Annotated in this window: 15 protein-coding genes; all 15 read right to left on the reverse strand. The window is 54.0% G+C overall.

Going from position 1 to position 11,464, the window contains the following annotated elements; all coding sequences use genetic code 11:
* Positions 1–678: a tail assembly protein gene (locus OGV94_RS08970; protein WP_181230509.1), complete on the reverse strand. Its 678-nt coding sequence runs from the start codon at positions 676–678 to the stop codon at positions 1–3.
* A complete protein-coding gene (locus tag OGV94_RS08975) occupies positions 576–1,310 on the reverse strand; it encodes a C40 family peptidase (protein ID WP_286523134.1) in 735 nt (244 codons plus the stop codon). Before OGV94_RS08975 ends, OGV94_RS08970 begins: the two co-directional genes overlap by 103 nt.
* Before the next feature lie 11 nt (positions 1,311–1,321).
* Positions 1,322–2,017, reverse strand: a complete 696-nt coding sequence (locus tag OGV94_RS08980) for a phage minor tail protein L (protein ID WP_080625260.1) — start codon at positions 2,015–2,017, stop codon at positions 1,322–1,324.
* A gap of 8 nt (positions 2,018–2,025) precedes the next feature.
* A complete protein-coding gene (locus tag OGV94_RS08985) occupies positions 2,026–2,358 on the reverse strand; it encodes a phage tail protein (protein ID WP_286523135.1) in 333 nt (110 codons plus the stop codon).
* Positions 2,359–5,661, reverse strand: a complete 3,303-nt coding sequence (locus OGV94_RS08990) for a phage tail tape measure protein (protein ID WP_286523137.1) — start codon at positions 5,659–5,661, stop codon at positions 2,359–2,361. It lies immediately after the preceding gene.
* A gap of 247 nt (positions 5,662–5,908) precedes the next feature.
* Entirely contained in the window at positions 5,909–6,271 is a 363-nt protein-coding gene (locus OGV94_RS08995) for a phage tail protein (protein WP_044700554.1), read from the reverse strand.
* Between the two features lie 62 nt (positions 6,272–6,333).
* Positions 6,334–6,816, reverse strand: coding sequence for a phage tail protein (locus tag OGV94_RS09000; RefSeq protein WP_286523139.1), 483 nt, complete (start codon positions 6,814–6,816; stop codon positions 6,334–6,336).
* Positions 6,817–6,849: 33 nt separating this feature from the next.
* Positions 6,850–7,251, reverse strand: a complete 402-nt coding sequence (locus OGV94_RS09005; RefSeq protein WP_286523141.1) for an HK97-gp10 family putative phage morphogenesis protein — start codon at positions 7,249–7,251, stop codon at positions 6,850–6,852.
* Positions 7,248–7,637 carry a hypothetical protein gene (locus OGV94_RS09010; protein ID WP_100194322.1) on the reverse strand — a complete coding sequence of 130 codons (390 nt, stop codon included), beginning with the start codon at positions 7,635–7,637 and terminating at the stop codon, positions 7,248–7,250. Before OGV94_RS09010 ends, OGV94_RS09005 begins: the two co-directional genes overlap by 4 nt.
* Complete coding sequence (locus OGV94_RS09015) at positions 7,606–7,956, reverse strand: phage head closure protein (protein WP_286523144.1); 351 nt, start codon at positions 7,954–7,956, stop codon at positions 7,606–7,608. The genes OGV94_RS09010 and OGV94_RS09015 overlap by 32 nt, the downstream gene beginning before the upstream one ends.
* Entirely contained in the window at positions 7,953–8,270 is a 318-nt protein-coding gene (locus OGV94_RS09020; RefSeq protein WP_286523146.1) for a head-tail connector protein, read from the reverse strand. The genes OGV94_RS09015 and OGV94_RS09020 overlap by 4 nt, the downstream gene beginning before the upstream one ends.
* Entirely contained in the window at positions 8,251–8,628 is a 378-nt protein-coding gene (locus OGV94_RS09025) for a hypothetical protein (RefSeq protein ID WP_286523148.1), read from the reverse strand. Before OGV94_RS09025 ends, OGV94_RS09020 begins: the two co-directional genes overlap by 20 nt.
* A gap of 97 nt (positions 8,629–8,725) precedes the next feature.
* Positions 8,726–10,012, reverse strand: a complete 1,287-nt coding sequence (locus OGV94_RS09030) for a phage major capsid protein (protein ID WP_286523151.1) — start codon at positions 10,010–10,012, stop codon at positions 8,726–8,728.
* 72 nt (positions 10,013–10,084) lie between these two features.
* Complete coding sequence (locus OGV94_RS09035; RefSeq protein WP_286523153.1) at positions 10,085–11,005, reverse strand: S49 family peptidase; 921 nt, start codon at positions 11,003–11,005, stop codon at positions 10,085–10,087.
* A gap of 36 nt (positions 11,006–11,041) precedes the next feature.
* On the reverse strand, positions 11,042–11,464 hold a 423-nt coding region (locus tag OGV94_RS09040; RefSeq protein ID WP_286523155.1), incomplete at its 5' end, for a phage portal protein.

The raw sequence follows: 11,464 nt of genomic DNA on the forward strand, positions 1-11,464 counted from the left end.
TCAGCGACCGATGATCACCACCTGCCCCCCGCCACCTTCATCCCGTGTGCTGATTTCCTGGGAGATCGTGCGGGATCCGACCAGCATTTCACCGTATAACACCGGCAGGGCATTACCCTGTGCCATCATGTTGTCCAGCGACGAAAACCAGGTGTTCTGTTTGCCGTTATCGGTCTGCCGGGACGAGGGGATTTTTGCCTGCGGCGTCAGCATCTGCGCCACACCACCCAGCATCATGGCCGCCCCCATAGAAAACAGAACCGAGGATGCCGAAATAGCACCGGCAGATAACGCTGCTCCCCAGGCTGCCAGTGAAGCCCCTGCTGTAAAAAAGGACGCGGCTATTGCCACTGCTCCCAGCACCACCTGGAACAGACCACCGGATTTAGCCCCAGCCATGCGTGGGACAATATGAATAATGGCACCGTCCGGCAGCGGCTCGTGCAGACGGGCTGACAGGCTGGTTTCATTCACATCTAGGCCTGCAATGCGTATCTGATACCAGCCATCATTCATTTTCTGCCGGAAGCCCGGAACCTGCATGGCCAGCGCGTAAATGGCCTCAGCCCCCGTTTTTATACTGAGGCTGAAGCGGCGGCCAAATCGTTGTAAATCCCCGTGAAGGCAGAGTCGTGCCATGCCCGGTGTCGCCATATCGAGTGTGTGCGGCGTTGCCATTTTTCAGAATACCTCTCGCGTTTACTGAGCTGGTCAGGAATATGGTGCAGCAGTTCGCCGTCGCCGCAGTAAATCACGGCATGGTTGGCAACTGATGAACCAAAACAACAAATCAGAATGTCTCCGGGCTGTGCCTCTTCAGCATTCACCCGATAAAAACCTGTCGCCTCCAGATTATCCAGATACAGATTCTCTCCCTGCTTCCACCAGTCCTCCCCCCGCGCAAAATCCGGCATCTCAATACCCGCCAGATGGTACGCATCTCGGAACAGGGTGTAACAGTCCGTCACCCCGTGCTCAAATGCCCGCCCGGTGAGGAATGGCATGCAGCGAAATTTGTATATCCGGTCATCGCAGACCAGCCACCACGGCAGGCCACTTTGCACCTGCAGGCGGCGATCAACATCGCTGAGAAACGGCTGGCCATCGGGATGGCTGTGTACCAGGGCCACCACATCGCCTGCCGCCTGCGCCTGAAGGTAATCTGCCGGATCCATGCGGAAATACAGAGTCGGTTCAGCGGAAAGATTCCGGCAGGGAAAATACCGCTCCCCGGCAGACGTGTTCACCACATAGCCGCACGATTCAGCCGGCGCGCATGCTGCAGCATGCGCCAGGAGTGTTTTTTTCATGGGTGTATCCATCAGGAAAGACGGTTAATGGAGAGGAAACAGCCGATGCGCGGCAGGTTATTACGCAGCTCGCAGCCGGTACGGCATTTGCTGCAGGCATCTTTTGCCGGGTCTGCCGCGGGCTTGTCAAACTCATCCGCCACAGGCGGACCGGCATAGCCACACTCCTCAGAACGGTAGGTCCAATTGCAGACATCAGCCAGCATGATCCGCGCCGGAAACACGCTGCCGTCCGTTTCGGTCGGTGTGGCCAGCACAAAGGTCGCCGTGGTGGATTTCAGCTCCGACAACTGTTCAATCACCCAGCGGCTGACCACTTCCTGTTCCGGATCGGCTTCCGGGTTGCCGCCTGTAAAGTTCACTGCATCGAGAAAACGGGCATACACAACATGCCTTACCACCGTGGCCCCGACGAGGCTCTGCATATCTGCCGCAAGTCCCGTAACCATGCCAAACAGGTTCGACACTGCCAGCGTCGGGCGGGCAGATGTTCCTTTCCCTACCAGGTCGAACCCGGTTCCCTGTATCGGGTAAACGTCATACTTCCGGCCCTGCCAGGTGACCGGCTCGCCCTTCTCGTTCAGTTCATTTGAAAAATAGTAGCGCTGGCCACCAAAGGCCGTCAGGTCGATTTCCCACAAATCAATGCGGGCCGACTGTTCGGTTTTCGTGGTTTCGTTGAGGGTATTCTGAGGAATATCTTGCATAAGGATCCTTAAGCAATGACCTGCTCAAATTTACAGCTGAAATCGGAATACGTGACGTTGTCCGTAACAGACCACTCCCGGCAGACAACTTTTATCGTGCAGTTGTATTTTGGCGGTCGCCACAGAAAGGCTTTATATCCTCCGTGCTCGGCCAGAAATGCTTCAAGTGCGGTGCGGGAATTGTCCGACGTTGTCCGGAAAACAGGCTGGAAGTTAATTAACTGATGGTTGAGTCCTGTCGGGCGACGTTGCTCATAGCCATCCCCAAATTTTATGGTTGTCACTGAAGGGGAAACAGAAGACGGCATCCCCTCCCTGGGTGCCCAATGAAAGGTTTTCACTTATCCTCCCGCCAGCATGCCGCCATCGCGTCCCTGAGTTCTCAGGATGCTCATGACGCGCGTATCGATCATTTTTACCAGCATCTGCGATGCCTGCGGCCCTATCTCCCCGTTTTGTCCGTCATTCTGGATGGCAATGTGATACACAGGTGAATAAGCAATCCCCCCATTCATACCACCACCAGAGGAACCCGGGTCACCCAGCACCCTGACGCCCAGCGAACCGTCAGGCGTTTTAGCAAGGGGCATAATAGCTTCCGGGCCAGCTTCACCAAACACGCCTGCCCCCTTTGCAAAAGCAAACAGGGTCGGGCTGTCATAGATGCCGTTACTGTAGGCACTTAATGAAGGTGAGTCATAAACACCGCCCTTCTCATTAAAACTAAAACTACTGCCAAAACTGCTGATGGCCGTGCCGGTACTCGCGGTTGCTGCACCGCCAAAAAGACTGCCGCCGATGCCCATAATGGATTTCAGGATGGTGTTGGTAATCAGCGCCTGCGTTGCCATATCGACAAGTTTTTTAATCACCGACTGAGTCAGGGAGGCAAACAATCCAATCATACCGTCCCGAAGTGATTGGGTGTTTACCAGCATGCCTGTCAGCATGTTGGTGGAACGCTCCTGGGTGGTCTCTAACATGCCAACAGCGAGGCTGTTCAGGTTTCCCTGCGATTTATACAGCTCAACCGCTGTCTGGTACTGCGCATCCGCAGAATCCTTGTCAGCCTTTTGCTTCAGCAGCTCGTACTGCTCTTTATTGATCGCATCGTTCTGGTAAAAAGCCTGCAGCAGTGACTGACGCTCGGTCAGTTGATTGCGCAGTTCTGCCATCGGATCAACCGTCCCGGCGATATCAATCAGAGGGGCAGACATTGCCGCTGCCTGTGCCTGTAACAGTTCGCGGGCCGTACTTTGTGCCAGCGTGATTCTGGCCGTCTGGTATTCCTTTTCATCCAGAAGACGGGCATCCAGGAGCGACTTCAGCTCCTGGCTCGCTTCGCGCTCTTTCGTAAGAGTTGCTCTGGCTGGCGCATACTGTTCTGCCAGTTCGAGGCGCTGTTTCTGATAGTTTTCAGCATTCAGCAGAAGCGTCTTCTGAATATCGGCCTCGCTGGCTCCGTCAGCGCGGGCGGCTTCAAGGAGTTTTCTGGCGCTTTCCTGCTCCTGCAGGTTGATTCGTCCGAGACTGGAGGCATGCGCCGCTTCGATTTCACGCCGCAGTTGCTCATACTGGTTAACCTTCGCCTTTTGCCCCTTCCCTGTATCCCCGCCTTCTCCGGTCCAGGAGGTATCAGGTTTATCGCTCCCTGTTTCATTCCCTGGTTTATCCGGCTTCGGCGTGGGATCGGTTTTCCCTGATTTAGCCTGTTCTATCGCCTCTCTGACAATTTTTTGCCGTTCTTTGAGGAGTTTTAACCCCTGCTCAACGGCATCCAGATCCCCTTTGTAGCGGGTTTTATCATTCTGTACGCCTTTAAGTTGTCCGAACGGATCGAAGCCACTCAAGCCATCAATACGGCTTTCCGCATCCTGAATTTCTTTAATCAGTTTATTTCGCTGAATAACCTGATTCTCAAACTGTTCATCAATGTCCAGCTGCTTCACGTTGAGCTGGTTAAGCGACAGTTTTTTTAGCTCTTCATTCGTTTCAACAACAGCATTTTTCAGGTCAATCGCTGACTGGCGGGCATTCTTCGCCTGATTATGGAAATAGAGCAACGCCGAACCGGCAAGCATCGCCGCCCCCACCGGACCGCCCACCAGTGCCAGCGCCCCTCTGGCCATACCTACTGCTGCAGAGACTGCGCGGGCTGAAACGGAAAGCTGTTTATTGGCAGCATTCAGCTGGCTCTTTGCCTGGGTGGAGAGCAGTGTCTGCTCGGTTTCCTGCCGGATTAAGCGGTTAAACTCGCTCTGGTAACTCACGTTAAGGCCAAATTGTCTGGCGCTTTTCTCCATTTCCCGATAACGCCCGAATTCTGCGTTATTCTGCGCCAGCGTGGCAGCGGTACTTTCCAGCGTTTTCCGCGCCATATCGGCCTGCGCCATCGCGCTGGCCCTGACTGCCTGCTGCTGCTCAACCCATGCACCGATGTTCCCCCTGATACCTGCCGTCAGTTTTGTCGCCAGAACAGGAATCAGCGTATACAGCGCAACGTTGGCGACCGTATTAAAATTATCCGTCAGGCCATTAATGGCATCGGTAACGGTCTGAACACCACTGCGCAGCGGACCGTTTCCGCTCTGTCCTACCTTAATAATCAGACCTTCAAAAGCCGAAGTCAGGCTGAGAAGATCGCCGTTCAGGTTATTTACCCTGATTTCGGCCTGCTCATGCGCGGTCTGCGTACCGGTCAGGGCGGCAGTCAGCGACTCCACCTTCTCGCGGTTCTGCACCAGGATGGATGCTGCGCTGAGGTTTTCCACACCGAACAGCTTCACGGCCTGTTTTGTTGACAGATTTTTTCCCGCCAGGTTCTCCAGCGCCTGGCTCAGCCCGACAACAGAAGGCTTCAGGGTCTTATCGGTTCCCTTCTCCAGATTCAGGATCACGTTGCGCAGCGCGGTCCCGGCTTCGCCACCTTTCACTTCGCGCTCTGCCAGTACCTGTATGGCGGCATTGAGGGTTTCAAAACCCACGCCAGCCTGTGCCACTGCCACCCCGCCATTTTTAATCGCGGCAGCAGTATCGGCTATCTCCGACGAGCCAAATTTCGCGCCAGCAGCCAGCACGTTGATATACCGGTCGGCTTCACTGGCTCCCGCCCCAAACTGGTTTAATGACAGGGCCAGCGTTCGGGTGGCATCCGGAAGCGTCGTCCCTGCCGCCTGGGCCAGCGTTAACGCGCTTTTGGTCGCCGCAGTCAGCCCCGCAGAGGTACTCAGCAGTTCAGGCTTTGCCGAAGCCATCAGTTTAATGGCCTCGGCGGCCTGTGATGCGCTGTATTCCGTTGTGCGGCCCATTTCCTGCGCCGCCTGATCGTACAGTTTCATCTGCGCACCGGTGGCACCGGTGATAGCCTGCAAATCCGACAACGACTGGCTGTACTGCCGCGTGGTGCTGATAATGGTACCCAGTGATAAACCCGCCCCGGCAAAACCTGCCAGCCTGCCAGCCAGCCCCGATACCGAAGCGGAAACACGCTTATAGGCATCCTCCGTCTTTTTCGCATCAGCCTGGGCATTGCGGTTAAACTGGCGTGACTGACTCTCAGCGCTGCCGTAGGCGCTCATCAGCTGCGATTTAAAGTTCGCTGCATTCAGATGCAGCCCAACGGCAAGAGAGGCAACGTCACCCATTACATTAATACCTTCATGACTGCCGCACACTGCGCATCCAGACTCAGGTTCGCAGTCGCGGGGGATTTAACAGGGAGCGGGTTATTGTCAGAACCTTCTGGAGAAGGCTTTTTGAAAATGCCCTGTTTGAGGAAGAAAGCACGCCAGTGGAACAGCGTGTCAGCCGGAAGCGCCGCAATTTTTGACGGGTCAGGCTCGCCCCAGCGGTCGGCCAGCCAGAAAATCAGCTCCAGCCAGGGCGAGTCACTCAGTTTTTTTCGGCGGTTTCCAGCTTACCGATGCCGTGCTTTTTCACTTTGTCGATGGCATCCAGAAGCGCAACGTTATCGTGTGCCGCCAGCAGCTCCTTCGCCGTGGGTTTGTCTTTGGCTTTAATCGGGGAGCCGTCAGGCTGAACCAGACTGTCGATAACAATCTGTACACTCAGCTCAGACGCCATGCGGGCATTGCCAGAGGTCTGCGCCTCGATGAGCGCATCTTCATGATCAATAAGCTCAGCCGCCGTCAATCGGCGAAGGTAAACCTTTGTACCGAAGATTTCGGTTTTAATTGGAGAGGGTTTTGCGCTGAGCAGGGCTTTTTTCAGTTCGGATAGGCTAAATTCAGACATGGTGTATCCTGTTTTTCAGACGAAAAAAAACCGCCCGGAGGCGGTGTATAGCGGGAAACGGATTACGCTCCGGCATCTGGCGCTGGGGCGGCAATTCCCCATTTAATGTTGTTTTGCTTACCCTGCACCGTAATCTGGATAACTTCACTGGCAGGCGCTGTGATTTCGTTCATCTGCCAGCCTGAAAGCGCAAGGATCATTGAAGCCGTTCGTTTGTTCGGCAACTCAACATAAAACTGAACGGTCTTACGCTGTTCTGCAGCATTGAGGAATGCGGTGAAATCTTCGTTTTCCGGGTCGTCAATGAATCCCAGCGATTTCTCCGGCCCTTCAGGCAGGTCTGACACAGACTGCTTACTCTTGTCCATCAGGGTGGTACAGTCGACAAATCCTCCCGTCTGACCTGTCGCGCCCAACGCCTTACAGTTAATCAGAGGTTTCAGCGTCGCCACTGCGGCCCCTACTTCGCCAAACTTCACCACCGTCCCGGCAGGAAGCATTGCATACTCAGGGGATGATTTTGGCGTGTTATTTTCATCAGCCATAATGATTCTCTCTTAAATAGTGGGCAGCGGTTGCTACCTGTTCTGAATGCCATTGCGGATTTCTACGGTCAGAATGCGCAGAACCTGCCGGACGTTGTAATCCAGTGCCGGACGGATGAACGGATCGGCAACCTGTTTAACCGTCCCGAACTCCTGGGCCAGCGCTTTCATGTAATGCTTTTTGCTGGGGCCAACCCGAAGGGTGACCACCGTATTTCCGCGACCTTTCCGGATGGAAGAGCGAATTTTGATGGAATCACGCATATGCTCTGCAGAGGACGCATCGTCGAAACCGGCATGTTGTTTCATGTCTTCTTCCACCACTTTCAGCGCCTCACGCTCTGCATCACGTAACACCTTCGTGCCGACCTTTTCACCGAGCGCAGTAAGCTGCCGCTCCAGCTCGTCCAGCCCTTTTACGTCCATAGTGATCATGGTGAGACGTCCCGGTAGTGAAAGGTAAAATCCCGCACGAGCCGGTACTGAATATTGCCGCTGGTCAGTACCGTTTTACTCTGCTGTATTCCACCACGGACCACATTCTGCACGGGAAAACCCTCCAGCTGGCCATGCACGATAGCGGTCCATTCCGCGCTGATTTTTTTATCCAGTTGTAACAGACGGGTGTAGTCATTAAGCAGATGAATCGCTATCTGGAAGCGCCCCGCAATCAGGCCTGTGCGCAGCAGTCCGGCGTACAGCTCCGGATCGGAAATACACTGGTAAGTAATCCCCTCCTGCAGTTCATCAGGCAGGAGCAAAGGGTAAACATCCAGCCCGGTCAGGCGTTCAAGTGCTGTCTTTAATGCCAGCTCGATCATGACGTGCGTCTGCCTCCCCTGTGATGATGATGCGGTCCGCAAGACGTTCGACGTTACGAACGGTATAAACCCGGTCAGACATTGTTATTTTCCAGTCGATATCAATATTCAGGTTCGGATGAGTGGTAAAAAGACACGTTTCAACAACCTGCTGTTGATCCAGTGTGCGGACCTTTCTGCCCGACACCAGTTCGCGCTTCGCCCAGGCTTTCCCGGTCGCGACCAGTTGTTCCGGCAGATGTTCACCCAGCGGCCCTCGGCCGGATTGCATATACCCAATCGAAAGACGGCAGCTCATCTCTTCCGGCTTCAGGCTCATACGGTGTTCTCCTGCAACGGGAAAAGAAGATGCCGGACCGCAGCCGTCTCCAGCCACTGTCCAGTGAAACCATTCAGATACGCATCCCCGACCAAGTACTGCATGGCCAGTTGGATATCTTCATCCGCCACAAAACCGCGTACACCTTCCGGCAGCGCCTGCAGTTCGTCATCGCTTCCCACCAGTTTGCAGTAGTAGTCACGTTCAATACTCTTTTGCGCCGCCGCCACCATTTTAGTGAGCATGCCGTCATGCTCTGTGAAATCCGGCTCCAGACGGAGCTGGATTTTCACATCATCCAATGTCAGTATCATGGTCATCGGCTCCCTTGCGGGGACTCAGCGCCTTTTCCGCATCTTCTGGCCATACCGCAATATGGCGTTCAACCAGTTTCTCTGCGTACTCAGCATCAAAACAGGCCGTATCACCGCGTGAATAACGATGATAGGGTCCCAGGAAAAAAACCGCTTTCCGCGCCACTTCTGCTCCCGTCAGGCCCGTAGTCCCGTTTGTTTCACTTCCGGTCAGTTCAACACCGGCATTATCTGAACCCGCTGCAGTATTCTGACCGTCATCCCCGTCCACTGAATTTTCCGGCGTCAGTTCATCCGGCTTTTTCACATCACCGGCTGCAGCCGCCGCTGCCGCTGCTTTTGCTGATTTCGTTGTCATCGTTTTGCTCCTGAAAAGAAAAAACCCGCTACTGCGGGCCTGGGGGATTACGTGCTTTTATTCTGTGCGACCGTGGTCGCACAGAGTGCAGGACCGGTTAAAACAGCACTTTTGTCCCGAGTACAAGACCTTCCGGATGACGGAAGCCGATATCGTGCTCCGTCACCACGCGGATCAACGACTGGTTACGGGAGAACGCGGAAACCAGATTTCCGTCCCCGTCCTGATAGGAGGCTTCCTGCGAGAACGACACCTTCATGTTGCCGTCTTCACCGATAACCACATCATTAAAGTCAGCGAAGTAAATTTCCGACTCTTTGCCTGCGTCACCGAGGTTTGCCGGGATAGCGCTGGTACGCTGAATCTGAAATCCCTTCAACATCCCCTGGGCCATTTCCGGGTAGACCTTGTTACCGTTACCGTCGCGCAGACCGAACAGTTTCATGTAGGTACGGTTCGACATGCCCCAGCCGCAGCTGATCATGTTGCTGTTCCCGTCCATCGCCATCAGGATAATATTGTCGAGATAGGTATCAATCGTCTGCAGATTAACCTCTGCAGCAGCTTCCCACGGCAGCAGGCGGTTCCACTCAGTTGCCCGCGCTTTCATACCGACAGGCGTATCACCGGTACCGTCATCGCGCATAAAGGCTTTATCTTCGCGAACAGAAATCGCGGTCAGAATATCCTGCAGGACCAGTTGCTCCACGTTGTAGCCGGCACGACCAATCAGCTGGTTGGAGATTGGCACCATTGCAATCATGGTTTTCGCAGTGAGTTTCACATCATCGAAGCGCGCTTCTGATGTTTTCGCATCCTTGCCTTCCCCGGTGTAGCTCGCCGTCGCACCACCGGCCAGACGCGGCAGCGCCATATTGCCATTCGGCAGCGGAATGGAGCGCGCGCCCAGCTTACGAACGATGGTGCGATCGCGCAGCAGTTCGATCACCTCGCTGTGCAGGTTTTGCGGAATAAGAACGCCACCTGACGCGGCGGCAGTATTGATGGCCATCGAGACAGACGGGTCATTCAGTTCTTCAGTTGCAAATGTTGCAGCGTCCTGGACGTTACCCTGTGCTGCCGCAATCGACATTACCAGACGGGTCATGCCTGCGCCGGTATATTGCTTTGGCTCTGCTTTAACGCTGATACCAGGGGCCTGCTGTGTACCTTTAACCGGTTTGGCAACAAGTGCTGCAGCACGTTCAGCCGCTTCCAGACGCTCAATTCTGGCACTGATATCCGTGAACTGCTGCTGCAGGCTGGCAAATTCGGTTAACTGCTCCGCTGTCAGCGTTCCACCGGTAGTTTCAATCGTGGCCAGGGCCTGTACCTGCTCATTAATACCCGCACGCTGACGACGTAATTCTTCAATCTGTGGCATAGTTTTCTCTCTTTTTGGTATAAAAAAAGCAGCCAACAGGCTGCTTTCTGGTAATGACGCGTTAGCGCCGGGTCACATTCTGGTTTGCAGGTCCATCGCGGCGGCCTGCAACTTTATAGAAGTGGTTTGTTGAGGTTGTTTGTACTTTGCTGCAATGGCATTAATCGCAGACTGAGGATCCGAAACTTCATCAGCAAGACCAGCAGAAATGGCATCAGCGCCGAAATAGATTCCGGCCTGCGTGTTAATCACCGTCTGAGGGGCAAGATTCCGGTATTCCGCTACAGAGGTAATAAACGTCTCGTACATATCGTCAATCATCCTCTGGAACATTCCCCGAGCGTCTTCACTCAGCGGCTCATGTTGTGTACCGTTATTTTTGTTATCTCCCCGAAAAATCGTGGTGAATGTTAACCCCATTTGCTCTTCCATCCTGGAAGTATCCAGGTGTTCCATGATCACTCCAATCGAGCCGACTCCACTGGTCTGGCTGACTACAATTTTGCTGCAGGCCGAAGCGATAAAGTAAGCCGCAGAATAGGCGCTGTAGTTCACAATTGCAGTAATAGGCTTAGTTTGACGTGACTGGAAAATATAATCAGCCAGTTCCTTGCATCCAACCGCCGCACCACCACCAGAATTTATATCCAGCACAATTTCACTGATGGAAGGGTCATTTAATGCAGCATGCACCTGGCTACGTATGCGCTCATAGCTGGTAAGTTCAGAACACATTGCAGTAATTTGCCCACGACGCGGAACCAGAATGCCGTGAACAGGAATAACTGCCATTCCACCAGCTGGTTGAACCAAATCTGGCGCCTGATTGTTATCAGGATCCTGCGTCATGTGAATTCCAGCCTCTTCTGATAATCCCTGAATACGGGGAACCAGCACAGCTTTTACAGAATCCATTGTCTGTCGTGTCACGTAATGCGGAACACCAAAGACCATAGCCGCCAGGTGCGGCAGATTAATTAAATTTTTTGTCATGATGTTTACCAGGTCAGCCCGCGCTGCGGGTGATATTCAGTTTCTGGACAGAATAGAGTTGATTTCTGCCAGTTGTTTTGCTGTTGGCGTGTTATCGCCAGGTAAGATTTGTTTACTGTCGACCATATTCAGAGGCGTCAGGTATTTGTCCCCTCCGGCGATGGGTGGAAGGTTCTCCATGCGGCGAATGTCGTTAACCGATAACCAGCCCCACTGGCGGCCTAGTGCATAAGATTCATAGCGTGACTTCTGATCCCCGCGCAGCAGGCCAGAAACATTGAATTCAATGTACAGATCACCGCGCTCGCTGGGTAAAAGCAGATCGCGCATTAATGCGCCTTCATGACGCTTCAGCCAGGCCAACAGCGTGTACATCACAAACTGCAGCCCCTGGTGCTCAATGTTGTTATTCGTGGCTTTCGCCAGCATCTGCACCATATGAGGCGGGATTTTATAGAG

Origin of the sequence: Citrobacter sp. Ce006 (assembly GCF_030336535.1) — a bacterium.
GTDB classification, from domain to species: domain Bacteria; phylum Pseudomonadota; class Gammaproteobacteria; order Enterobacterales; family Enterobacteriaceae; genus Citrobacter; species Citrobacter europaeus.